Below are 22997 nucleotides of genomic sequence, written 5' to 3' on the forward strand. Positions count from 1 at the left end.
CATCGTGATCTGGTCCGATCGCGCGCCAGTTCTGCCTGCGTCAGTTCAGATTGAAGTTGCGCTGTACGATCGGCGCTTTGGGCTTCATCTTTTCCTGACGCGGTTCCTCACGCGCTTCGAGCCGGGGTGCTGCCCTTTCCGGCTGCTTGCGACCACCCTGCTTCACGACAACCTGCGCTCCCGGTTTGACCCGCTCATAGAGATCGGCGACATCCGCATTGAGCAGCCGGATGCATCCCGACGAGACCGCTCTGCCGATCGAACGCGGATCGGCGGTGCCGTGGATGCGATAGAGCGTGTCGACCTTGCCCTGGAACAGATAAAGCGCCCGGGCGCCCAACGGATTGGTCGGCCCGCCCGGCATGCCGTTGGCCCATTTGGCGGCCGCCGGATCGCGCTTGACCATCTTGGCCGGCGGCGTCCAGCGCGGCCATTTCGCCTTCCACCGTACATCCGCCCGGCCCGACCAGGAAAAGCCCTGGCGGCCGATGCCGATCCCGTAGCGCAAGGCCTCGCCATTCGGCTGGACGAGGTAGAGGTATCGGTTGGCGGTATCGACCACGATGGTGCCGGGCTTCTCCGGTCCCGAATAGCTGACCGCCTGGCGCCTGAACTTCTCCGGCACCCGATCGACATCCGCTTCGTCGATCGGAAACTGCTCGGCCGGATGCGAGATCGCGAGCGCGCCCGGCGCGGCGAGGGCGCAAGCACCGAAGAGAGTCGTGAGTCTGAGGATCTGCCGGCGATTCATGAGGTACCTTGAAGTTGATTCATTTGCCTCTGAACTAGCTGGAATAGATTCAAGAGTCTTTATCGCCGGCTCTCAAAAGACATATTCACAACGATTTGATTTTTCGCGATTTTTACGTGTGGAGAACGCGTTTCATTGATCACTCCAGGCCGGCTGGAGGCGACAGGGAGTTCACTCGCAGTTCTGAGGCGCGACAGCTCATTCGGGCAATTCGGCAACATGCTTTACCTGCGAAACTGCGGCAATGCTCCGGGCGATATGCCTCAGCGTAAACCTGGTGTATAGTGGGGGCTCTCGGTGTGGAGGACAGCATGGCGACCAGGATCGTGAACGACCTCAGGTCCCACTACCGGGCCTGGGGCCGTGGCAAGGGAACAACCAGCGAGCGCTTCATTGAACTGTTGACGGACGATGCGACTTTCCGGTCGATCGGCGGCGGCGCCAACCTCATGGAGTTCACGCGCACACATAGGACCAAGGATGATGTCCGCGCCTATTTTGCCGGGCTGGCGCGGGATTGGGAAATGCTCTTCTACAATGTCAGCACCTTCCTGGTGCAGAACGGCACCGTCGCCGTCATGTGCGAATGCGCCTGGAAGCACAAGCAAACCGGCAAGACCGTTCATACGCCGAAACTCGACGTCATCCGCATCAAAGACGGCAAGATCGCCGACTTTTTCGAGTTCTTCGACAACCACCAGGCGGCGGCCGCCTGCCGCGCCGAAGGCGAATGCACGGTGCCCGCCGATCCGAAGCCTTTCAATGGCCAAGGCCAGTCGCGGCTTGAAACCGAAGTGACGGTCGCCACCCGCGCCAATGTGAATGCGCTCAAGCACCTCTACGCCCAGTATGCCAAGACAAAGGGAGCCAGCATCCAATCGATCCTGGAGCTCCTGGCACCGAATGTCGTCTGGGGGTCGCTGTCCGCAGGGACCTATCCCCTCGCCTTCTCCCGCACACACCGAAGCCGCGAAGAGGTCGCCGAGTATTTCCGCGGACTCTCCGAGGCCTTCACGATGAACTATTACGATGTGAGGGAGTATGTCGCCGCCGGCCCCTATGTGCTGGCTCTCAGCGAAATCTCGTTCACCAACAAGAAAACCGGCAAGACCTTCGTTTCACCCAAGGCCGATTTCTGGCGCTTCGCCGGCGGCAAGGCGGTGGAGTTCTACGAATTCTTCGACACCGCCGCAGTGATGGCGAGCGCGGCATAGGACTTCGGCGCGCGAAATTTACGTGGCGACATCCGCCAGCAGACTTGTTACTGGCCGACTTTGCCAATTAACTTCGCCGGACCTTTTGCAGCTAATGTCCGGCAACTGCTTCTCCCGGGGCGGAGCTTTCTTGGCCATATCGATGTGAGCTCTGGGATCACCTAATCCCTTGTTTGTATTCTCGGGGCGTTGATGTGTCCCTGTTCCGCCAAGGCCCAATCGTGTTGTGCGCTCAACGGCACGCAATACTCCGGCCGCATTCAATAGCCGGCCATGGATGGTCTGTATATTCGCCGGCCGTGAGAGAGCCCCGGGCGATTGACCAGCAGCTCCATCGCCAGATGCCGTGCTGGTTTGTGCGGCACTCTCGAGGATATTACCCTCATCCTTCTTTTTCCACGCGCGTAGCAAAGCTTGCACGAATTCACGGATTATTCGGAGGCCGAGAGCCATTCGGTTGATCCTTTTATCGGAGTTCGGATAGAGGAGCCTGTTCGGTCAGACCCAGGAGTTGACGTCCGAACGCAACTCCTCAACTTGATATTTCCAAAATCCTGCCATCTGGCCCACGATGTCAAGCGCCCACCATCGCGTCGGGAAGATACGGATATAACCCAGCCTAATCTCAGCACTCTCTAACGCACCCTCGGCAGCCAGCCTTTCTCGAGAGCCGCGATGAGGCCCGCCGTCATTTCATTCCGCGGCAGCGCCCGCAGCTGGCGCAACGCCTCGAAGCGCCAGGCGCCATTGTCGCGCCCGGCGAGCCACACGGCGGCGACCTCACCCTGGTTCTCGCGCGCCTTGATCTTGTCCGGCACATTCGGCAACGCCTTGCGCAGTTCGAAGGCGATGCGCAGGCGGTTTTTCCTGGCATCGGTGATGGTCACGGCAAATCTGCTGCCGCTTATCGCATCGGCGGCGATCGTGACCTCGCGCGTGTCCTGGGCGACGGGTTTGCCGTCCCCGATCTTCACCGTGAAGGGCCCCTCCCCGCCCGTCCAGGCGAGATGCACGGGCTCGGCACTCCGGATAATGTAGTTGCGGCCGCGCACCGCCAGCGGCACCTTGATCGCGTCACCGCCTTTCGACACCAGAACGGAGAATGAATCATCTTCGCTGTCGCCGATGAGGATGCTGACGATCTGTTCGATGATGCTGAAGGAATCGTCACCGCTCGCCATCTCGCCCGTGACGTCCTTGCGCATGAGCTTGCCGGTGACGATGAGGCTCCCTTCGCCAGCCAGGCTCAGTACGACCCTGCTCTCCTCATCTCGAATGAAGACGGAATCGCCGTCGTAGACCGGCATCAGCAATTTCGGCGCGAGTTCTGCCCCTTTGCGTACGACGACGGTGCGCTTTTCGGCGTCCACGCCTTTCAGCTCATAGGCCATGATATAGCCGGCTGGCCGGACATCCTGGGCCTGCGCCGGCGTGATGTCGGCGGCGAAGCTCAGCGCGGTCAGAAGAACGACGAGAAGGCGCAGCACGATCAGCTCCCTAATGCGTCTTGAGCATGGAGCGCCAGCCTTTGCCGTGGCTCCAGTCGTAGACGATCCCGGCCAGTGAATCGAAAAATTTGTGAAGGATGAACAGAGTGAGCGTCACCGCGATGATGCGAATGGCGACCTCGAAGCCGAACAGGCGCGACAGCACCAGCGCTGCCGCGACCGTGATGAGGCCGGCGATAAGGACCGAGGGCGCCAGCTGGAAATTATAGGAGATGAAAGCCAGCACCGCGAAGATGGAGACGGCGATGAGAATCTCCACCAAGGGCGAGGCCCCCGGCATGGTGGCCATGGCGGAAGCGGCGGCTACGGTGTTCGCCAGGATCACCGCGCCCGGCTGCGATCCAAGCGGCGTCGCATAGATATCGTGGGAATTGGCATGGGTGACGCCGATGATCACGATACGGTTCTTGAAGGCCTCCGGATGAATCTCGCCCGCCGCCGAGGCCTGGCCGGCTTCGAAGCGCACCAGGGCCCAGGCAGGAATCTGATTGAACACCGCCACCTGGCTGTCTCCGTCCGCGATGGTTTTGGCGCTCGCTTCTTCGGTCTCGGCGTTGAACATATACTGGATGGCGACATCGGAGGAGAGGCGATGCGGCCAGGCGCTCGGCGCCGCGTCGAGGCGCTTGCAGCGCCGGTCGACCTGCTCGGCGAGGAAGTGCTTGAGCTCGTCGGAGCGGTCGCCCCCGGTATCGAATTTGGCGGCGACGACGAGCGCCGGCGACGGATAGGTCACACCATCGGCGCCCTCGCACAAGGTCTGCCAGAGCCGCAGGCGCCGGACGATGCGGTCGGCAGAGAGCGGCGTCAGCACGCTCACCCAGATGGCCTTGCCCGACTGCGCGAAGATGCCGTCATATGGCGTCGAATTGGCCACGGTGGGGGTGCGCTCGAGCTCTTCGCCGCTGACACTACCGGCGCGAAAGCTGCGCACGAACATCAGCGGCGGATCGGTCAAGGTGGATGCGCTGATCGCTTCGACGAGGGCGGGATCGGCCGGTGTCGTTGCATCCTCCGGCGCAAGGTCGATATCGACGACGACAGCGCGCGCTCCGCCCGCTTCCGCGATCCGGATCAACTCCGCGAGAGCGGCGTGCGGGGTTATCGGCGGACCGCCCCAATTCGCCATGGTCTCGTCGTCGACCTTGATCAGCGTGACGGGCAGAGAATTCTTGGCGACGCCCGAAAGCGCCGCCGAGATCTCAATGATGCGGTCGGTCTCGGTGAAGCTCTTATAGGCCGCGGTGATACTTTTGCCGCCGCCCAGCAAGGTCAGCAGCGCCACCAGCACCGCTGTGAGGATCGCCCATAGCCAGCGTGGCCAGTTTCGCAATGCCCGTGCCTTCGTCACAAAGCTGCCCGTCATGTGCCGGCAATCGCCTCAACCTTCGAGCAGGATCCGGACCGGCAATTTCCTGCCGGTCCGGCTTCATGCGTCAGTTATCAATCCTCTTCGGCCGGATCGTCCTTGGTGCCCGGACGGTCGAAGAAAGCCTTGACCGCGTCGAACATGACACCCTTGGTCGTCGCCTCGTCGCCCTTCTTCCAGATCGCCTCAAACTTCTCCTTGTTCTCCTGGAAGTTCTCGAGACGGGACGCCGCGTTGGCCGGATACATCTGCGCGGCAAGAGCACGGTCGCCCGCCGAAATCTGCGAATTGGGCTCCGCCACGAAGCACTTGCTCTTGGCGCCCTTCTTGTAGAAATCGGGCGGGAACTGATAGAGCATGACCGAGCGCTTATCGAACTTGGTCAGTTGCAGGTCCTCGCCCGAGGCCTGGCGCAGGTTCCAGTCGATCGTCTCCTTCGTCCAGTTGTTCGGCGGCCCTTCGAGATAGCTGTAGATGAGCTTCCAGTTATACTCGTTGTCGCAGCCGCCCTTCGGGTTCTGGTGCTCGTGTTCGATGCCGAGCGCATGGCCGAATTCGTGGCGGATGGTGCCGACCTCATAGTCCGAGAGTTGGTCGGGCGACACATTCATGAAGCCGCCGAGATTGAGCGTGGCCTCCTTCTGGTCGACGAAGACCACGGCGTTCTGGCCGAGCTGCGACCAGTAGCCGTCCTGGCTGAAGGACACGCGGATCTGCATCTCCCTGCCGTTTTCCGGCTGGCAGGTGCGCCGCTTGCCGGGCTTGCCGAAATCGAAACGGATCGAATTGTCCTCTGCCTGCCACTCCTTGGCGACATTGGCGACCACTTCGCGCAACGCCTGGCTGCCTTCGAAGAAGCACACGCGGATCTTGGGATAGTTGGCGCCCCACAGCGTGCTGTTGCGGTAGATGCCCTTGGACTGCTCCGAATCGTCGAGCTTGTTGAGCGCCGACTGATACTGCTTGATGCGCTTGATGTATTTTTCCGGCAATCCGTCGCGCGCGACCTTGTTGCCGTCCTCGGCCGCCATCGCGCCTGAGGCCGCAGCGACGGCCATCACCGACGCCATCAAAACCGATTTAGAAAAACCTAACGCCGCCATTCACTCAGTCTCCTTCGAGTTTAGTTTGAGTTCAGCTTCAGTCCAAAAAACTTGTCGGTGGTTGGGAACGCCTGGCGACGGCCATATCGGTCTCCGTCATGGTCTCGCACATCCGCAATATCTGAATTATCCAGCGATTCCAAGGAGTTCATATTTTCGGGAAGGCGACTTGGGGAGGTCGACGCCGATACCCAGGGGCTCGCGGGCCTCGCCTGGGCTTCCAAAACAAACTTCGACCCAGGGTCTCAATACCGAGTACCCGGTCAGCCTCTTACCCGACATGCAAGACTCCCTTTGGAACTCCCCCGGGGAGCCAGACGAATCTAGCACACAGGACGGAAGCGTTAAAATAGGTTATCGCTGCGGAAGGTGGTGAAACTGCGATGAGAAGGCGTCAAATTCGGTGCGAACTCAAGGCTGGCCGCGGCGGCCTGATAGGCGCAAAATGGGCCCATGGAGATGCGCGACATAGAATCCTGCTTGCCGCCGAAGCTTCACTCCTTCAGCCGGCAAGTGCTGGAGATCTATCTTCATGGCCATATGAGCACGGCGGAATTCCGCCGCTGGTTTCACATGCCCAATTCCGACTATCTGATGCTCGGCGACTGCATCGCCCAGAAGGTCGATCCGCACTACATTCCGGAAGCCAAGCTGCCGCCATCCATCACCCTGCGGCCCAACATGTTCTGACCCCCGTTTGCTGACCGGATACATCTGGGCCAAGCTCAGAGCTGGCATGCTGTGCGCTCTGTTGACCTGCCGCCTCTGACAGGTGGATTCTGACACGAGGTCTGGAAATATCGGACCCGTCGCGGCGAAAGGCGAGTAAACTCGGATACAAAATGGAAAATTCCACCCCGTACGCGACTCCCGCTTCTTCCATAGTGACCTTCCGCATGCCGGAAGGACCTGTTATCGGTTCGTCCCTGTCACCTTATTGAGCCTGTCGGAGTATTCATGGATATCAAGCCGGATGTCATCGCCGCGATTGGCAACACCCCTCTGATCAAACTGAAGAAGGCTTCGGAGCTCACCGGCTGCACCATTCTGGGCAAAGCCGAATTCATGAATCCGGGCCAGTCCGTGAAGGACCGGGCCGCTCTGTTCATCATCAAGGACGCGATCGCCAAAGGCCAGTTGCGCCCTGGCGGCACAATCGTCGAAGGGACCGCCGGCAACACCGGCATCGGCATCGCGGTCGTCGCCAACGCCATGGGCTTCAAGACCGTGATCGTCATCCCGGTCACCCAGAGCCAGGAGAAGAAAGACACGCTGAGACTCCTGGGCGCCGAGCTCGTCGAGGTGCCTGCCGTTGCATACAAGAACCCCAACAACTACGTGAAATATTCGGGCCGCCTGGCCGAGACGCTGGCCAGAACCTCTCCCAATGGCGCGATCTGGGCCAATCAGTTCGACAATGTCGCCAACCGGCAGGCTCATATCGAGACGACCGCCCAGGAGATCTGGAAACAGACCGATGGCAAGGTCGACGGCTTTGTCTCGGCGGTAGGCTCCGGCGGAACGCTGGGCGGTGTCTCGGACGGCCTCAAGGCCAAGAACAAGAATATCCGCATCGCCCTCGCCGATCCCCTGGGGGCAGCACTTTACAGCTATTACACGACGGGCCAGCTCAAGGCGGAAGGCTCGTCCATCACCGAGGGTATCGGCCAGGGTCGCATCACCAAGAATATCGAGGGGGCGAAGGTGGACGACGCCTTCCAGATCACCGACCAGGAGGCGATCCCGCTCGTCTTCGATCTGCTCAAGGAGGAAGGCCTCTGCCTCGGCGGCTCGACCGGCATCAATGTCGCCGGCGCTATCCGTCTTGCCAAGCAGATGGGCCCCGGCCACACGATCGTCACCCTGCTCTGCGACTATGGCACGCGCTACCAGTCGAAGCTCTTCAATCCGGAATTCCTGCGCGAGAAAGGCCTGCCGGTTCCCGACTGGCTCGAGGAGCGCATCGCCCATGTGCCGACCGTGTTCGAGGATGTGAGCGCCTCATGACCACCCTCCTCTTCCGCGACGATGCCTATCTCAAATCCTGCGATGCCAAAATCATCGGCATCAATGAAAGGGGCGGCATCCTTCTCGACCAGACCGTCTTCTACGCCACTGCCGGCGGCCAGCCGGGCGACAAAGGCAGCCTCACCATCGACGGCACGGTCATTCCCATCGCCACCAGCGTCTATGACGAAGCGAAGAATGTCGTGCATGTGCCGGCAGCCCCCGTCGCGCTCGCCACAGGCGCGCCCGTTTCCGTTGCACTCGATTGGGAAAACCGCTTCCGCAATATGCGCTGCCATTCGCTGATGCACCTGCTGTGCGCCGCAGTGCCTTTCCCCGTGACAGGGAGCGCCTTGACCGAGGATGGCGGGCGCATCGATTTCGACATTCCGGAAGGCCATATCCCGACCAAGGACGAGCTTGCGGCGAAGATCAACGACTGGATCTCGCAGGATCATCCGATCACCACCCGCTGGATCGCCGAGGAGGAACTCGACGCCAATCCCAATCTCGTCCGCACTTTGTGGGTGAAACCGCCGCGCGGCTCGGGCCGCATCCGCCTGGTGTCAATCGGCGAGAATGACAGCGTCGATCTGCAGCCCTGCGGCGGCACGCATCTTAAATCGACCGGTGACATCGGTCACATCATCGTCGCCAAGATCGAGAACAAGGGCAAGATGAACCGGCGCATCAGATTGGCGTTCGCAAGTTAGACGGATGAAGGGCCGCTTCGCGGCCACCTCAGCGTGAGGAATATTGAGATGCAATCACCTTATGTCGTATCCACGGATTGGCTTGCCGAGCGTCTGAATGCGCCGGATATCGCGATCATCGACGCCTCCTGGCACCTGCCGACTGCGAAGCGCGACGCCAAAGCCGAATTCCAGGCGGCCCGCATTCCGGGCGCCCAGTTCTTCGACATCGATGACATTTCCGACAGCGCCACGACGCTTCCTCACATGCTGCCGAGCGCGGAGAAGTTCGCCTCGCGCATGAGGAAGCTCGGCATCGGTGACGGCAAGAAGGTGATCGCCTATGACGCTGCCGGACTGTTCTCGGCGGCGCGCGCCTGGTGGATGTTGCGCATCTTCGGCCATGACGATGTGGCGGTGCTCGACGGCGGCTTCCCCAAATGGAAGGCGGAAGGCCATCCGATCGACGAAGACCCGCCGGCCAAGCCGCAGGAGCGGCACTTCTCCGCGCGCTTCCAGTCGATGATGGTGCGCGACAAGGCCGATATGCTCGCCGCGATCGGGAACGGCAAAACTCAGATCGCCGATGCAAGATCACCCGGCCGCTTCACCGGCGCCGAACCCGAGCCGCGTCCTGGTGTCCGCTCGGGCCATATGCCGGGCGCCGCCAATGTCCACTATGCCACCCTGCTCAAACCCGATGGCACGCTCAAATCGCCCGATGAGATCGCCAGGGTCTTCGCCGCCGCCGGCATCGATGTGAAGAAGCCAGTCATCACTTCCTGCGGCTCAGGGATAACCGCCGCCATCCTGACACTGGGCCTCACCCTGATCGGCGCCAAGGATCATGCGCTCTATGACGGCTCCTGGAGCGAATGGGGCGCCGCTGCCGACACACCCGTTGCAACAGGACTATGGTCATGAACCACGAAGACCTGCTCGATCGCTATGCCAGGCTGATCGTCCATTCCGGCGTCAATGTCACCGACGGGCAAGAACTCGTCATGACGGCGCCCATCGACGCCGTGGCGCTGGTGCGCCGCATCACCGAACACGCCTACAGGGCCGGCGCGACACTCGTTACCACCCTCTATGCCGATGACGCGGCGACCCTGGCGCGCTTCGCGCATGCCTCCGACAAGAGCTTCGATTCAGCACCGGCCTGGCTGTTCGACGGCTTCGCCAATGCCTTCAAGGCGGGTGCGGCCCGTCTCGCCATCATTGGCGAGGACCCTTCTCTTCTCGCCGGCCAGGATGCCGACAAGGTCACGCGCGCTAATCGGGCGCGCTCCAAAGCCTATCGGCCGGCCCTCGAGCTCATCGCCGGTCATGCGATCAACTGGTGTGTCGTCGCCGCGGCGACGCCGGCCTGGGCGCGTTCCGTATTCCCCGACAAGGCGCCGGACACCGCACTCGACAGCCTGTGGCGCGCCATCTTCACCTGCAGCCGCGCCGATGCCGCAGATCCTGTCGCCGCCTGGGTCCAGCATTCGCGCCGGCTGCGCGAGCGCACCGATTTTCTCAATGCGAAGCGCTACAAGGCCCTCAAATACAAGGGCCCCGGCACTGACCTGACTTTGGGCCTGGTCGACGGCCATGTCTGGAAGGGTGGCGCCTCGGTGGCCAAGAACGGCGTCACCTGCAATCCGAACATCCCGACCGAAGAAGTCTTCACCATGCCGCATAAGGACAGGGTCGACGGCATCCTGTCCTCGACCAAGCCCCTCTCCTATCAAGGCACATTCATCGAGGGCATCAAGGTGCGTTTCGAGGCGGGACGCATCGTCGAATCTCACGCCGACAAGGGGGCGGATATCTTCGCGACGATGATCGGCACCGATGAGGGCGCCGCCCGACTCGGCGAAGTGGCGCTGGTGCCGCACTCCTCGCCGATCTCGGCGAGCGGCATCGTCTTCAACAATACACTCTTCGACGAGAACGCGGCCTGCCACATCGCCGTGGGTCAATCCTACAGCGACACGCTCGCCAATGGCGGGAGCATGAGCAAAGATGCGCTCGCCGCCGCGGGCGCCAATGCGAGCCTCATCCATGTCGACTGGATGATCGGCTCGGGCGCGCTCGACATTGACGGCGTGCTGGCCGATGGGCGGACCGAGCCCTTGATGCGCAAAGGCGAGTGGGCGGCCTGAGAACAACAAAAATCCCCTGTAGAAATACAGGGGATTTTTCAGCGGACTTACAGAGAATTTCCTGCTTTCACTGCAGTCCCTGTTTTCGCAGGTGAACCACTGGGCTCACGGGCCGTAACATGCAGCGGCCCGTGAAGGGAAGCTTCCCGAATTGCTGCCGGTTAGCTTCAGTGCAGGATCTGGCTGAGGAAGAGCTTGGTGCGCTCGCTCTTCGGATTGTTGAAGAACTCGACCGGCGAGTTCTGCTCGATGATTTGGCCCTGATCCATGAAGATCACCCGGTTGGCCACCTGGCGGGCAAAGCCCATTTCGTGCGTGACGCATAGCATCGTCATGCCCGATTGCGCCAGATCCACCATCACTTCCAGCACTTCCTTGATCATTTCCGGATCGAGCGCCGAAGTCGGTTCGTCGAACAGCATGATCTTCGGATTCATGCACAGCGAACGAGCGATCGCCACGCGCTGCTGCTGGCCGCCCGACAGCTGGCCCGGATATTTTTTCGCCTGCTCGGGGATTTTCACGCGGGTGAGATATTTCATCGCCGCCGCCTCGGCGTCGGCCTTGGACATCTTGCGCACCCAAATCGGCGCCAGCGTGCAATTTTCAAGCACGGTTAGATGCGGGAAGAGATTGAAATGCTGGAACACCATGCCGACTTCGCGACGCACTTCGTCGATGCGCTTCAGGTCGTTGGTGAGCTCGATACCGTCGACGACGATCTGGCCCGACTGATGCTCTTCCAGCCGGTTGATGCAGCGGATGAGGGTCGACTTTCCCGAGCCCGAGGGCCCGCAGATGACGATGCGCTCGCCGCGATCGACATTGAGATTGATGTCGCGCAGCACATGGAAGTCGCCATACCACTTGTTGACGCCGAGGAGCTGGATCGCCACCTCGCCGGCTTCGTTCGTTTCCATTTTTTGTGCGGATCCCTGAGCCATCAAATCCCTCTTCTCTTGTGGCCGGTCGCAAGCCGGCGTTCCATGAATAGCGAATAGCGCGACATGGCGAAACAAAAAACCCAGAACATCAGAGCAGCGACAAAATAACCTGTGGTTCCGGTCTGCGGTGACACCCATTTAGGGTCGCTGAAACTGGCGTTGATGATGCCCAGAAGGTCGAAAAGACCGATGATGAGCACCAAGGTCGTGTCCTTGAACAGGCTGATGAAGGCATTGACGATGCCGGGAATGACGATCTTGAGCGCCTGCGGCAGCACAATCAGATTCATCATCCTCCAATAGGACAGGCCGAGCGCCTGGGCGGCCTCATACTGCCCTCGCGGAATCGCCTGCAGGCCGCCGCGCACCGTTTCCGCCATATAGGCGGCCGAGAACAGCGCCGTGCCGACAAGGGCGCGTAGCAATTTGTCGAAATTGACGCCCTCCGGCATGAACAGCGGCAGCATGATGCTGGCCATGAAGAGCACGGTGATCAGGGGCACACCACGCCAGACTTCGATGAAGACGATCGAGAAGAGCCGTACGACCACCATTTTGGAGCGCCGCCCCAAAGCGAGCAGGATCCCTAAGGGAAGCGCTGCGACGATGCCGGTGACGGCGACGACCAGGGTCACCAGCAGCCCGCCCCATTGCTGGGTCTCAACCTGTACCAATCCAAAATCCGCGGTGACCAGCACGAGGACAGCAATAACGGCCGAAACCGCGCCGACCCAACCCAGCAGCGCCGAGCGGGCGCTAATGTCCTGTGCCGAGGCCTGATGGCCGATCGACAGGAAGGCTGCGGCGGCCAGCAGGATTATGATCGCCAGGGAGGCGAACGAGATGAAATTGCCGAAGATGGCGATCTCGGGCATCGAGATGAGGAAGGACAGAATCCAGACGACCAAGGCAGCCCCGGCCAGCATGAGCGCCGGCTTGTTCCGTTGGACACCGTCTTCAATGCCGAAAGCCATCAGCGGAACCGCGAGCGCCGACAACAACACCAGCGCGGTGATGAAAAGCAGCGTCGAGCTCGACAGATCGAGGTTGCCCCCGGTCAAAAGCACGAAAGTCATTAGCGGATAGACGACCAACAGGAACAACGCGTTCCATTTCTTGTAGGGCAGCGAGGGGATGGCCATCGTGGCCAGCGCCACGGCGCCGACGATGAAGCAGATATTCACCCGCCAGCGCTGATCGAAGGGATAGAAGCCGTAAACGAACTGATGGAATTTCGCCCAGACATAGGGCCAGCAGGCGCCGGAATCCGGAACGGCCACACAGGCCTCGCGATCCTCGCCGGCGAAGACACCACGGATCAAAGCCCAGTCGATGACGCCCCAGGCGATCCAGACGACGAATGCGGTGCCAAGTATGGTAAGTATGGAGTTCAGCGGCGTGGGAAAGAGATTGGTCAGCAGCCAGCCGACGGCACCGGTCGTGTTCGGTGGCGGCGGGAGCTGTCGCGCTTCCTCGGTACGGACCCAGGCATACGGGGTGGGGACATCGGTCATGGCCTATCTCTCCACCAGGCGCACGCGCGCATTGTACCAGTTCATTAAAGCCGAGGTCCCAAGGCTGATCGATAGGTAGATGAGCATCCAGATGAGAACGACCTCGACCGCCCGGCCCGACTGGTTGTTGACGACGCCGCCCATGGCGACGAGATCGGGATAGGCGATGGCGACGGCGAGCGAGGAATTCTTGGTCAGGTTGAGATATTGACTGGTCAAGGGCGGGATGATGACCCTGAGCGCTTGCGGAATGACCACCAGCCTGAGCGTCAGCTGCGACCTGAGGCCCAGGGCATGCGCCGCTTCCGTCTGGCCATGGCTCACCGCCAGGATGCCCGCGCGAACGATCTCCGCGATGAACGACGCTGTATAGATGGAAAGCGCCAGCAGGAGCGCGATCAATTCCGGCAGGATGGTGAGGCCGCCTTCGAAATTGAAACCCTTGAGCTCGGGATACTCAGATCGCACCGGAGAGCCGAGCAGCAGAAGTACAAGAAGCGGCAGGCCGATGATCAGGCCCAGGCCGGCCCAGAAACTATGGAACTGCTCGCCTGTGCGCTCCTGGCGCTGGCGCGCCCAGCGCTTTATGACATAGGCACCAATGCAGGCAAGGATGAAGGCGATGGCGACTGAGCCCGCCCCCTCGCCCCAGATGGCCCTGGGCATCACCAAGCCACGATTGCTCAAAAAGGCAAGGCCGAAAAAATCGATGCTCTGCTTCGGGCCCGGCAGGGGCTTGAGGACGGCGGCATACCAGAAGAATATCTGCAGCAGCAGCGGAATATTGCGGATGAGTTCGACATAGCCGGTAGCGATCTTGGCGATGACCCAGTTCGACGACAGCCGCATGATGCCGATGAGGAAGCCGAGTATGGTGGCGAAGACAATGCCGAGGCTGGCGACGATCAGCGTATTGAGGAGGCCGACCAGGATGGCGCGAAAATAGCTCGAATCGCGCGAATACTCGATCGGCCTCTGGATGATGTCGAAGCCGGCCGTATTCGTCAGAAAGCCGAAATCGACATTTTTGTTGAGCCTGGCCAGGTTGACGGCGGTATTATGGACGATCTCGTAGCCGAACCAGATCAACAGCAACACGAAGATGATCTGCGCGACACGCGATCGCACCTTCGGGTCGTTGAATGCTGAGACGCGTTGCGGACGCGCCTCATCGACGAGTGCGGTCATCTCTCACCCCTTCCACCCTATTCGCAACCGTCGCGTTTGAACGCGATCTCGTTGTGCAGAAAAAACAGGAAGCCCGGATTTCTCCGGGCTTCCCGAAATCGTTCAGCGGATCGGCGGCGCGTATTGCAGGCCGCCCTTGTCCCACAGCGCGTTCTTGCCTCGGGCGATCTTGAGCTTGGTGCCCTCGCCCAGATTACGCTCGAAGATCTCGCCGTAATTGCCGACTTGCTTGATGATCTGCGAAGCCCAGTCGTTGGTGAGACCGATACCGACGCCGAAATCACCTTCCTTACCCACGAAGCGCATGACTTCGGGGTTCGTCGAGTTCTTCATCTCGTCGATATTCTTCTGCGTGATGCCGAGATCCTCGGCATTGACGAGTGCGTAATAGGTCCACTTCACGACATTGAACCAGGCATCGTCACCCTGGCGCACCACCGGACCCAACGGCTCCTTGGAGATGATCTCCGGCAGAATCACATGATCGTCGGGATTCGCGAGCTTGAGGCGCTCGGCATAGAGGCCGGACTGGTCAGTCGTGTAGGCGTCGCAGCGTCCGTCCTGATAGGCCTTCAGCACTTCCTCGTTCTTCTCGAAGGCCACGACCTGATAGGTCATGTTGTTGGCCTTGAAGTAATCGGCGAGGTTGAGCTCGGTCGTGGTGCCCGTTTGAGTGCAGACCGACGCGCCATTGAGTTTGAGCGCGCTGTTCACACCAAGCGACTTCTTCACCATGAAGCCCTGGCCGTCATAATAGGTTATGCCCGCGAATTTGAGGCCGAGCGAGGTGTCGCGGCTCATCGACCAGGTCGTGTTGCGCGACAGCACGTCGATCTCTCCCGATTGGAGCGCAGTGAAACGTTCCTTGGCCGAGAGTGGTGTGAACTTCACCTTGGTGGGATCGTTGAAGATCGCCGCGGCGAGAGCGCGGCAAAAATCGACGTCGAAGCCGGTCCAATTGTTCTGATCGTCCGGAAAGCCGAAGCCGATGAGGCTCGGATTGCTGCCGCACTGGATGAATCCCTTGGACTTGACGTCGTCGAGCGTTCCGGCGGAAGCCGCCGAGACCGCAGCGACGCTGAGGCCAAGTCCCAATGCAACTGTCAAAAGCGTGCTTTTCATTGCTGATCCTTCTCTGAACATGCTTCCGCCCTGAATTTTCGTATCTCTTTGAGGAGATCGCTGCGCCCTTGACCGGGCATTGTATATTCTGGAGCGGTCTGCCTATTCGATTTTGTTACTCCCTCGAGAACCAGGCTTTCGCCCGCTTCCCTTAAAATCAGAGAAGCCGAGAAACGCGGCTGGGTCAAGCGCCTAGGCGTTCATCAAGAAGTATGAGAACCGAACGGGGTTCGGCGACTGTATACGCCGGGGGCTTGCGCGGGCGTTGGATCATGACCACCCCCACCCCCCTCGTCCGGGCCGCCGTCAGCTTGGCACGCGTCTCCTCGCCACCCGAATTCTTGGTCACCAGATGGCTGATCGCGTGAGCGTCCATCAGCTGCAATTCTGCGTCAAGGCTGAAAGGCGGCCGCGCCAGCAGCACCCGCCACGCTGCGATAAGGCCACCCTCCAGGGGCTCGATCATCCGCGCCACCCCTGAGATATCGGCCCGCGCCAGGAAAGGCATGACTTCCTTGCGCCCGATGGTAAGGAGCACCCGGGCGCCCGAAGGCAATGCCCGCAAGGCGGCCTCGTTATCCTGAACCTCGGTCCAGAGCTCGCCCTGCTCGCGCGTCCAGGCCGGGCGCTCGAGCCGGATCAGCGGCACCTGGCAGAGTTCCGCGGCCTCTTTCGCATGATGCGGGATGACGGCGGCGAAGGGATGGGTGGCATCGACCAGCGCCCGAAAGCCCTCCTCCCTCAGATAGCGGGCGAGGCCCTCCGGTCCGCCGAAGCCGCCAAGCCGCATCTCGCCACGAATCGCGGCCGGGCGGCGCGTAAGGCCCGCGAGCGATGTCACCGGCCTATAGCCCGCGTCGCACAGGAGGCTCGCCATGTCGCGCGCTTCCGCCGTTCCGCCCAGAATCAGCACCTTGCCTTTCGCTTCAGCCATAAGCCGATTGTATTATCCGGGATTTCGGGCCAACAACATCCAATGGACAAACCATCCAAAATCAAGGCCGACGGAACGGCACATTCGGGGTTCGCGCGCCTCGATTCCGAGCCCTTCCCCGCCTTCGAGCCGGGCTGGGTGTGGCTGGTCGGAGCCGGTCCAGGGGCGCCGGGCCTCATGTCGCTTCTTTGTTATCATGCGCTGCAGTCGAGTGATGTCGTCGTCTATGACGCGCTGGTCAATCCCGACATTCTTAAATGGGTCAGGCCCGGCACGGCCCTCGAATATGCCGGCAAGCGGGGCGGCAAGCCCTCGGCCCAGCAGCGCGATATTACCCTGCGGCTGATCGAGCTGGCGGAAGCCGGCAAGCGGGTCCTGCGCCTGAAGGGAGGCGATCCCTTCATGTTCGGCCGCGGCGGCGAGGAATGCCAGCACCTGGTCAAGGCCGGCATTCCCTTCCGCATCGTGCCGGGCATTACCGCCGGCATCGGCGGACTCGCTTATGCCGGCCTCCCCGCCACCCATCGCGACACCAATCATTCGGTGATCTTCCTCACCGGCCATGACGCATCGGGCAAGATGCCGGCCAATGTGAACTGGCAGGCGGTCGCCACCGCCTCGCCAGTCATCGTGATGTATATGGCGGTCAAGAACCTGGACGAGATCGCCGATGCGCTCATCGCCGGCGGCCGCGACCCGGACGATACCGTCACGATCATCTCCCACGCGACGCTGCCCGGGCAATCAGTCGCCCACACGACGCTGGGCGCGGTGCGCGCTTTCCTGGCAAGCGCCGAACCCGCCACACCGGCCATTGTCGTGCTGGGGCCGATCGCCGAATGGCGTGAAGTCCTCGACTGGTATCAGGGGGCGCTCAGGGAGAATCCGGTTGGCTGACGGGCTGGTCATTGCGGCGCCCGCCTCCGGCAGCGGTAAGACGCTGGTGACGCTGGCGCTGCTGCGCGACCTTACCCGGCGAGGCATCAAGGTCGCCTCGGCGAAAGTCGGCCCTGATTACATCGACCCGCGCTTCCATGAAGCGGCGACCGGACACGCCTGCTTCAATCTCGATGGCTGGGCGATGAGTTCCGAGCTCGTCGCAAGCCTCGCCGCCGAGATCGGCAGCGGCGCCTCGCTGACCCTCATCGAGGGCGTGATGGGACTTTTCGACGGCCCGGAAACCGGGCGCGGCTCGACTGCCGATCTCGCCGAGGATCTCGGGCTTCCCATCGTGCTCGTCGTCGATTGCAGCCACCAGGCCCAGTCGATCGCCGCCCTCGTCCACGGTTTCCGCACCCATCGCCCGCATCTCGCGCTGCCCGCGGTCATCCTCAACCGCATCGCCAGCCCCCGTCATGAGGACATTCTGCGCAAGGCACTCGGTAACCTGAATGTAACCGTCCTGGGGGGCGTGCCGCGCGATAGGGCGCTGCAATTGCCGAGCCGGCATCTGGGACTTGTCCAGGCGAGCGAACATGAAGACCTGAAGTCCTTCCTCGACCGCGCCGCCGACAACGTCGCCGCTCATATCGATATCGGCGTACTTCAGGGGCTGGCGCGGCCCATAGCCCCGGCGGCGCCACTGAATGTGCTGGCACCCCTCGGCCAACGCCTGGCGATCGCGCATGACGAGGCCTTCGCTTTCCTCTATCCGCATCTTCTCACCGGCTGGCGCCGCGCCGGCGCCGAATTGTCGTTCTTCTCGCCGCTTGCCGATGAGGCGCCCGCACCTGATGCCGACGCGATCTTCCTGCCGGGCGGTTATCCCGAGCTTCATGCGGCGCGCCTCAGCCGAGCGGCGACTTTTCTGACCGGCCTCAGGGACGCAGCCGCGAAGGACCGGCTGATCTATGGCGAGTGCGGCGGCTACATGGTGCTGGGCCAGGCCCTCATCGACGCCGAGCACCAGGAACATGCAATGGCCGGGCTTTTGCCGGTGGTCACGAGCTTCGCCAGGCGGAAACTGCATCTGGGCTACCGTCGTCTCGCCCATGAGGGCGCCTTGCCCTTCCCCGCGACGCTGAAGGGACATGAGTTTCATTATTCGACCATTGCCCGTGAGGGCAACGCTTCCGCGCTTTTCGAGGCCCAAGACGCCTCGGGACGCGATCTCGGAGCCATGGGCCTCAGATGCAACCGGGTGATGGGCTCCTATGCCCATGTGATCGCATGAGCATGATGCCGAAAATCGCCCCGAGTTTCCCCTTCTCCCGCTTGCCAAGCCGGAGAAGGGAAAATCTGGTAAGGCCCTGCACGGCTCGACGGCCTCTCCCGCTCAAGCGCGGGAGAGAGGGCGATATTGGAAGGCGCGAGAATGCGCGGGAGCGCTCCCTTGCCTAGCGCCCGCGCCAAAGCCCTGATGCTGATGGGTACCGGATCCGATGTCGGGAAGTCGCTCATCGTCGCCGGCCTCTGCCGCCTTTTCACCGATCGGGGCATGGCAGTCCGCCCCTTCAAGCCGCAGAACATGTCGAACAACGCCGCCGTTACCGTCGATGGCGGTGAGATCGGTCGCGCTCAGGCGCTGCAGGCGCGCGCCGCCCGGATCGACCCCACGGTTCATATGAACCCGATATTGCTCAAGCCCGAGACGACGACCGGCGCACAGGTGATCGTGCAAGGCAAACGCAGCGCGACCGCCACTGCGCGCGCATTCTTCAGATCGCGCGACCAGTATATGCCGGCCATTCTCGACAGCTTCCGCCGCCTCGCCGGCGAAGGCGACCTGGTGATCGTCGAAGGCGCCGGCAGTCCCGCCGAGGTCAATCTGCGCAAGGGCGATCTCGCCAATATGGGCTTCGCCGAAGCGGCCGACATTCCGGTCATCCTCATCGGCGATATCCACAGGGGCGGCGTCATCGCTTCGCTCGTCGGTACCCAGACGATCCTGTCCAATGACGATGCCAAGCGGATAAAAGGTTTTTTGATCAATAACTTCCACGGCGATCCTGAGCTCTTTTCGGAAGGCGTATCTTTCACCGAACAGCGAACCGGATGGCCCTGCCTCGGCATCGTGCCGCATTTCGCCGAGGCGCGCCTCTTGCCGGCCGAGGATGCGGTGGCGCTGGAAAAAGCGGCGGCGATCGGTGGCGGCCAATTCCATATCGTCGTGCCGCGCCTGCGGCGCATCGCCAATTTCGACGATCTCGATCCCTTGAAGCTGGAACCCGGTGTCACATTGGAGATCGTGCAGCCAGGCCGGCCTTTGCCGCGCAATGCCGACCTGGTGATCGTCCCGGGCTCCAAATCGACCATGGGCGATCTGGCCGCCTTGCGCGCGCAAGGCTGGGATATCGACATGGCCGCCCATTGCCGCCAGGGCGGCGCTGTGATCGGCCTGTGCGGCGGGTATCAGATGCTCGGCCGCATGATCCACGACCCGCAAGGGCTGGAGGGACAACCGGGCTCATCGCCGGGCCTTGGCCTGCTCGATGTCGAGACGACGTTGCTGCCCGACAAGACGTTGACGCGTGTCGAGGCGCGCCATGCGGCGAGCGGTCTTGCCGTCGCGGGTTATGAAATCCATCTGGGGTCCACGCAAGGCCCCGATTGCGCCCGGCCTTTCACCCATATCGGCGATCAGCCCGACGGCGCGCGCTCTGCCGATGGCCGTGTGATGGGAACCTACATTCACGGTCTCTTCTCGAGCGATGAGTTCCGTCGCCATTTTCTGGCGAGTCTCGGCGCCGAAGCCGGCACATTCGCGTTCGAGAAGGTGGTCGACGATACGCTCGACAAGCTCGCCGATCATCTGGCGCGCCATCTCGATATCGAGCGCCTGCTCGGCCTCGCCGCTCCGGTGAAGCTCTGACATGTATTTCATCGTCACCGCCCTGGCTTTGCCGATCGAGCGGTTGCTCGGCTATCCGCAGGCGCTCCATCGCGCCATCGGACATCCGGTCGAATGGATCGGCCGCTTCATCGGCTGGCTCGACCGGCGCTTCAATCCGCCGGATCGTCCGGCCTCGCGCGGCGCCGGCGTGCTCGCCCTGTTCGCTTTGCTCCTGGTGACCGGCGCGGTGGCCGCCGGTGTCGCTTTCCTGTTGCGTGCATTGCCTTTCGGCTGGATCGCCGAGGCGCTCGTGGCCACGGCCTTCCTTGCGCAGAAATCCTTGCGCGATCACGTGCAGGCGGTGGCGGACGGTCTCGCGGCGTCGCTCGACCAGGGCCGCCAGGCGGTGAGCCAAATCGTCGGACGCGACCCGCAAGCGCTCGACCGCTCCGGCGTATCGCGGGCCGCGCTCGAAAGCCTCGCCGAGAACGCGTCCGACGGCATTGTGGCGCCTGCCTTCTGGCTCGTAGTGGGCGGGCTTCCCGGCATCGTTCTCTATAAGGCTATCAACACCGCCGATTCCATGATCGGGCATAAATCGCCGCGCCATCTTTCCTTCGGATGGGCCGCCGCCAAACTCGACGACCTCGTCAACCTCCCCTGCTCACGCTTCACCGGCCTTCTGTTCGCGCTCGCCGCGGGCTTCACCCGGCGCGCCAATATGAAAGCCTCCTTCGAAGCGATGTATCGCGACGCCGATCGCCATGTTTCGCCCAATGCTGGCTGGCCGGAGGCGGCACTGGCCGGAGCGCTCGGCATAAGATTGGGCGGGCCCCGCTCCTATGGCGGACGGCATGTCGAACTGGCCTGCATGGGCGATGGCAAGGACGAGCTCGATCAGATCGACATCGAACGCGGCCTCAGCCTCTACGGGCGCTCTTTGACGCTGTTGACGGTTTTCGTCGTGCTGCTGGCTTTGGTTTCTTGAGCGCCAGCGGCAGACCCGCGGCGACAAACACCACTTCGTCCGCCACCGCCGCCAAGGCCTGATTGGCGCGGCCCGCTTCATCACGGAAAGCGCGCGCCAGCGCGTTATCGGGCACTATTCCCAAGCCGACTTCATTGCTGACCAGCACGATCCGACCCTTGAGTTTCGGCAACAGCTCGCAAAGGCGTTGCACTTCACCCGCGACATCCTCGCCATGATACATCAGATTGTTGATCCAGATCGTGATGCATTCGACGAGCACGAAGCTCTTCGGGTGATCGACGGCGCCGAGAGCCTCGGCAAGATCGAGCGGGACTTCCAGCGTTTCCCAGCCTGGCGCGCGCTGCTCACGATGCAGCGCAATGCGCTGGCGCATTTCCTCGTCGATGATTTCGGCGGTCGCCACATAGATGCGCCGGCCCTTGTGATCGCGCGCAAGTGCCTCGGCATGGCGGCTTTTGCCCGATCGTGCCCCGCCCAGGACCAGCGTCACCCGCCTCATGGCTTCACCGGCGGCAATCGGGCGATGAAATGGCCGCGCATCGCTTGCGGCCAGGTCTTGAACGGCACTTCCCCACCGGCGCTTTCACCATGGAGATCGAACCAGGCGAGGATGGCCTCGGCCTCGGCGCGCTCGGGCCGGAAACCGCCGGCCAGATAGCTATAGCGCTCCGTATCCTGCAGCAGGACATTGCAGTGGCGCAGACACGACCACAGGCAGGTCTGGCGGGCGATGATGACGTCGTCGCGCTGCTTCTCGGCGACAAGGCTTTCCATATGGCGCGCCAGGCTCTCGCCGCCGGTGAGCCCATCCGGCCCTTCCCGCTCCTCGACTGAATGGCGACATGTGGTACAGAAGACAATGCGGCGCATGTTGGCCTGATCTGAAATTCGGGGCTTGCCAATATCGCCGCTTCAATGATTGAGTTGAGCCTTCCTGTCAACGCCACGGAGCCTACATGGAATTTCGCCGCCTCGCTTTCGTCGCAGCCGAGGTTCCGCAGGCGCGCCGCGCCATGACGCGTCTGATCAAGCTCTACGGTCAGGCTCCCGCCGAGGAAGCCGATATCATCGTGGCTCTCGGCGGTGACGGGCTGATGCTGCAGGCGATGCATCGCTTCATGTCGTCGGGCAAGGCGATCTACGGGATGAATCGCGGCTCGGTCGGCTTCCTGATGAACGATTTCAGCGAGAAGCATCTGCGTGAGCGCCTGCGCGCCGCCGAGCTCACCTCCGTCCGCCCGCTCAAGATGAAGGCGACCGACCAGACGGGACGCGTTCATAAGGCTGTGGCCTTCAACGAAGTATCCTTTCTGCGCCAGACGCATCAGACGGCGAAGCTCAGGATCTCGATCGACCATCATGTGCGGCTCGAGGAGTTGACCTGCGACGGAATATTGCTCGCCACCCCCGCCGGCAGCACCGCCTACAATCTCTCGGCCTATGGGCCGATCCTGCCAATCAACTCACCGCTTCTCGCGCTGACGCCCATCAGCCCGTTCCGGCCCCGGCGCTGGCGCGGCGCCATCATTCCGCATCAGGCGCAAGTGACGATCGAAAGCCTCGAGGCTGAGAAGCGTCCCGTCGCCGTTGTTGCCGACCATGTCGAAGTGCGCAACATCCGCAGGGTCGAGATCGCCGAGGACCGCAAACGCTCCGCGCGGATTCTATTCGACCCCGGGCACAGCCTCGCCGAGCGAGTTCTCGCCGAACAGTTCCGTTTTTAGGGAACCCTTAAGGA

The 22997-nt window shown here is 62.0% G+C and carries 21 protein-coding genes and 1 pseudogene; 11 read left to right on the forward strand and 11 right to left on the reverse strand.

The window, feature by feature from the left end; all coding sequences use genetic code 11:
• Positions 1-157: 157 nt before the first annotated feature.
• Positions 158-751 (reverse strand): annotated as a pseudogene (locus G5V57_RS29895) (L,D-transpeptidase); the annotation flags it as partial.
• Between the two features lie 311 nt (positions 752-1062).
• Here G5V57_RS29895 and G5V57_RS29900 point away from each other — a divergent pair.
• On the forward strand, positions 1063-1965 hold the full coding sequence (locus G5V57_RS29900) for a nuclear transport factor 2 family protein (protein WP_165172229.1): 903 nt from the start codon (positions 1063-1065) through the stop codon (positions 1963-1965).
• A 635-nt stretch (positions 1966-2600) separates the two neighbouring features.
• Here G5V57_RS29900 and G5V57_RS29905 read toward each other — a convergent pair.
• The 3 genes from G5V57_RS29905 to G5V57_RS29915 form a co-directional block, all read right to left on the reverse strand.
• Complete coding sequence (locus tag G5V57_RS29905; protein WP_165172231.1) at positions 2601-3452, reverse strand: hypothetical protein; 852 nt, start codon at positions 3450-3452, stop codon at positions 2601-2603.
• 10 nt (positions 3453-3462) lie between these two features.
• Positions 3463-4839, reverse strand: a complete 1377-nt coding sequence (locus G5V57_RS29910) for a CHASE2 domain-containing protein (RefSeq protein WP_165172233.1) — start codon at positions 4837-4839, stop codon at positions 3463-3465.
• Positions 4840-4916: 77 nt separating this feature from the next.
• Positions 4917-5900, reverse strand: coding sequence for a hypothetical protein (locus G5V57_RS29915; RefSeq protein WP_165172235.1), 984 nt, complete (start codon positions 5898-5900; stop codon positions 4917-4919).
• Positions 5901-6404: 504 nt separating this feature from the next.
• Between G5V57_RS29915 and G5V57_RS29920 the strand changes: the two genes are divergently transcribed.
• The 5 genes from G5V57_RS29920 (at position 6405) to G5V57_RS29940 (ending at position 10794) form a co-directional block, all read left to right on the forward strand.
• Positions 6405-6635 carry a hypothetical protein gene (locus tag G5V57_RS29920; protein WP_165172237.1) on the forward strand — a complete coding sequence of 77 codons (231 nt, stop codon included), beginning with the start codon at positions 6405-6407 and terminating at the stop codon, positions 6633-6635.
• Between the two features lie 267 nt (positions 6636-6902).
• Positions 6903-7952, forward strand: coding sequence for a cysteine synthase A (locus tag G5V57_RS29925; RefSeq protein WP_165172239.1), 1050 nt, complete (start codon positions 6903-6905; stop codon positions 7950-7952).
• Complete coding sequence (locus G5V57_RS29930) at positions 7949-8665, forward strand: alanyl-tRNA editing protein (RefSeq protein ID WP_165172241.1); 717 nt, start codon at positions 7949-7951, stop codon at positions 8663-8665. Before G5V57_RS29925 ends, G5V57_RS29930 begins: the two co-directional genes overlap by 4 nt.
• 48 nt (positions 8666-8713) lie before the next feature.
• Complete coding sequence (gene sseA / locus G5V57_RS29935) at positions 8714-9568, forward strand: 3-mercaptopyruvate sulfurtransferase (protein WP_165172243.1); 855 nt, start codon at positions 8714-8716, stop codon at positions 9566-9568.
• Positions 9565-10794 carry an aminopeptidase gene (locus tag G5V57_RS29940; protein ID WP_371744689.1) on the forward strand — a complete coding sequence of 410 codons (1230 nt, stop codon included), beginning with the start codon at positions 9565-9567 and terminating at the stop codon, positions 10792-10794. Before sseA ends, G5V57_RS29940 begins: the two co-directional genes overlap by 4 nt.
• Before the next feature lie 167 nt (positions 10795-10961).
• Here the strand turns inward: G5V57_RS29940 and G5V57_RS29945 are convergent, their stop codons facing one another.
• The 5 genes from G5V57_RS29945 to G5V57_RS29965 form a co-directional block, all read right to left on the reverse strand.
• Positions 10962-11714 carry an amino acid ABC transporter ATP-binding protein gene (locus tag G5V57_RS29945; protein WP_371744690.1) on the reverse strand — a complete coding sequence of 251 codons (753 nt, stop codon included), beginning with the start codon at positions 11712-11714 and terminating at the stop codon, positions 10962-10964.
• Positions 11715-11737: 23 nt separating this feature from the next.
• Positions 11738-13252, reverse strand: coding sequence for an amino acid ABC transporter permease (locus G5V57_RS29950; RefSeq protein ID WP_165172249.1), 1515 nt, complete (start codon positions 13250-13252; stop codon positions 11738-11740).
• Positions 13253-13255: 3 nt separating this feature from the next.
• Positions 13256-14440, reverse strand: coding sequence for an amino acid ABC transporter permease (locus tag G5V57_RS29955; protein ID WP_165172251.1), 1185 nt, complete (start codon positions 14438-14440; stop codon positions 13256-13258).
• Between the two features lie 102 nt (positions 14441-14542).
• On the reverse strand, positions 14543-15562 hold the full coding sequence (locus G5V57_RS29960) for an amino acid ABC transporter substrate-binding protein (protein ID WP_165172253.1): 1020 nt from the start codon (positions 15560-15562) through the stop codon (positions 14543-14545).
• A gap of 184 nt (positions 15563-15746) precedes the next feature.
• Entirely contained in the window at positions 15747-16496 is a 750-nt protein-coding gene (locus tag G5V57_RS29965) for a cobalt-precorrin-6A reductase (protein WP_206530116.1), read from the reverse strand.
• Positions 16497-16538: 42 nt separating this feature from the next.
• On the opposite strand from G5V57_RS29965, the gene cobA reads away from it, so the two are divergent.
• The 4 genes from cobA to cbiB all read left to right on the forward strand — a co-directional run bounded on the left by cobA (position 16539) and on the right by cbiB (position 21256).
• The gene (gene cobA / locus G5V57_RS29970; RefSeq protein ID WP_206530117.1) at positions 16539-17393 is read left to right on the forward strand and encodes a uroporphyrinogen-III C-methyltransferase; all 855 of its coding nucleotides are present in this window, start codon (positions 16539-16541) and stop codon (positions 17391-17393) included.
• A complete protein-coding gene (locus tag G5V57_RS29975; RefSeq protein ID WP_206530118.1) occupies positions 17386-18669 on the forward strand; it encodes a cobyrinate a,c-diamide synthase in 1284 nt (427 codons plus the stop codon). The genes cobA and G5V57_RS29975 overlap by 8 nt, the downstream gene beginning before the upstream one ends.
• 186 nt (positions 18670-18855) lie before the next feature.
• Positions 18856-20307 carry a cobyric acid synthase gene (locus G5V57_RS29980; protein ID WP_165174328.1) on the forward strand — a complete coding sequence of 484 codons (1452 nt, stop codon included), beginning with the start codon at positions 18856-18858 and terminating at the stop codon, positions 20305-20307.
• Position 20308: 1 nt separating this feature from the next.
• Entirely contained in the window at positions 20309-21256 is a 948-nt protein-coding gene (cbiB, locus tag G5V57_RS29985) for an adenosylcobinamide-phosphate synthase CbiB (RefSeq protein WP_165172257.1), read from the forward strand.
• On the opposite strand, the gene cobU is transcribed toward cbiB, so the two are convergent.
• Both cobU and G5V57_RS29995 read right to left on the reverse strand, forming a co-directional pair.
• Positions 21189-21758 carry a bifunctional adenosylcobinamide kinase/adenosylcobinamide-phosphate guanylyltransferase gene (gene cobU, locus G5V57_RS29990; RefSeq protein WP_165172259.1) on the reverse strand — a complete coding sequence of 190 codons (570 nt, stop codon included), beginning with the start codon at positions 21756-21758 and terminating at the stop codon, positions 21189-21191. The two genes, cbiB and cobU, sit on opposite strands and share 68 nt — an antisense overlap.
• Positions 21755-22129 carry a DUF1636 domain-containing protein gene (locus G5V57_RS29995; protein WP_165172261.1) on the reverse strand — a complete coding sequence of 125 codons (375 nt, stop codon included), beginning with the start codon at positions 22127-22129 and terminating at the stop codon, positions 21755-21757. The genes cobU and G5V57_RS29995 overlap by 4 nt, the downstream gene beginning before the upstream one ends.
• A gap of 86 nt (positions 22130-22215) precedes the next feature.
• Here G5V57_RS29995 and G5V57_RS30000 point away from each other — a divergent pair, with 86 nt between their 5' ends.
• Complete coding sequence (locus G5V57_RS30000) at positions 22216-22983, forward strand: NAD kinase (RefSeq protein WP_165172263.1); 768 nt, start codon at positions 22216-22218, stop codon at positions 22981-22983.
• Positions 22984-22997: the final 14 nt, after the last annotated feature.

It is taken from the genome of Nordella sp. HKS 07, from assembly GCF_011046735.1.
Taxonomy (GTDB): domain Bacteria; phylum Pseudomonadota; class Alphaproteobacteria; order Rhizobiales; family Aestuariivirgaceae; genus Taklimakanibacter.

Excerpts from the sequence above, each read along its gene's own strand:
- G5V57_RS29900 (WP_165172229.1), top strand. The coding sequence starts at position 1,063 with ATGGCGACCAGGATCGTGAACGACCTCAGGTCCCACTACCGGGCCTGG.
- G5V57_RS29910 (WP_165172233.1), bottom strand. The coding sequence starts at position 4,839 with ATGACGGGCAGCTTTGTGACGAAGGCACGGGCATTGCGAAACTGGCCA.
- G5V57_RS29915 (WP_165172235.1), bottom strand. The coding sequence starts at position 5,900 with ATGGCCGTCGCTGCGGCCTCAGGCGCGATGGCGGCCGAGGACGGCAAC.
- G5V57_RS29920 (WP_165172237.1), top strand. The coding sequence starts at position 6,405 with ATGCGCGACATAGAATCCTGCTTGCCGCCGAAGCTTCACTCCTTCAGC.
- G5V57_RS29925 (WP_165172239.1), top strand. The coding sequence starts at position 6,903 with ATGGATATCAAGCCGGATGTCATCGCCGCGATTGGCAACACCCCTCTG.
- G5V57_RS29930 (WP_165172241.1), top strand. The coding sequence starts at position 7,949 with ATGACCACCCTCCTCTTCCGCGACGATGCCTATCTCAAATCCTGCGAT.
- sseA (WP_165172243.1), top strand. The coding sequence starts at position 8,714 with ATGCAATCACCTTATGTCGTATCCACGGATTGGCTTGCCGAGCGTCTG.
- G5V57_RS29940 (WP_371744689.1), top strand. The coding sequence starts at position 9,565 with ATGAACCACGAAGACCTGCTCGATCGCTATGCCAGGCTGATCGTCCAT.
- G5V57_RS29945 (WP_371744690.1), bottom strand. The coding sequence starts at position 11,714 with ATGGAAACGAACGAAGCCGGCGAGGTGGCGATCCAGCTCCTCGGCGTC.
- G5V57_RS29950 (WP_165172249.1), bottom strand. The coding sequence starts at position 13,252 with ATGACCGATGTCCCCACCCCGTATGCCTGGGTCCGTACCGAGGAAGCG.
- G5V57_RS29955 (WP_165172251.1), bottom strand. The coding sequence starts at position 14,440 with ATGACCGCACTCGTCGATGAGGCGCGTCCGCAACGCGTCTCAGCATTC.
- G5V57_RS29960 (WP_165172253.1), bottom strand. The coding sequence starts at position 15,562 with ATGAAAAGCACGCTTTTGACAGTTGCATTGGGACTTGGCCTCAGCGTC.
- G5V57_RS29965 (WP_206530116.1), bottom strand. The coding sequence starts at position 16,496 with ATGGCTGAAGCGAAAGGCAAGGTGCTGATTCTGGGCGGAACGGCGGAA.
- cobA (WP_206530117.1), top strand. The coding sequence starts at position 16,539 with ATGGACAAACCATCCAAAATCAAGGCCGACGGAACGGCACATTCGGGG.
- G5V57_RS29980 (WP_165174328.1), top strand. The coding sequence starts at position 18,856 with ATGCTGATGGGTACCGGATCCGATGTCGGGAAGTCGCTCATCGTCGCC.
- cbiB (WP_165172257.1), top strand. The coding sequence starts at position 20,309 with ATGTATTTCATCGTCACCGCCCTGGCTTTGCCGATCGAGCGGTTGCTC.
- cobU (WP_165172259.1), bottom strand. The coding sequence starts at position 21,758 with ATGAGGCGGGTGACGCTGGTCCTGGGCGGGGCACGATCGGGCAAAAGC.
- G5V57_RS29995 (WP_165172261.1), bottom strand. The coding sequence starts at position 22,129 with ATGCGCCGCATTGTCTTCTGTACCACATGTCGCCATTCAGTCGAGGAG.
- G5V57_RS30000 (WP_165172263.1), top strand. The coding sequence starts at position 22,216 with ATGGAATTTCGCCGCCTCGCTTTCGTCGCAGCCGAGGTTCCGCAGGCG.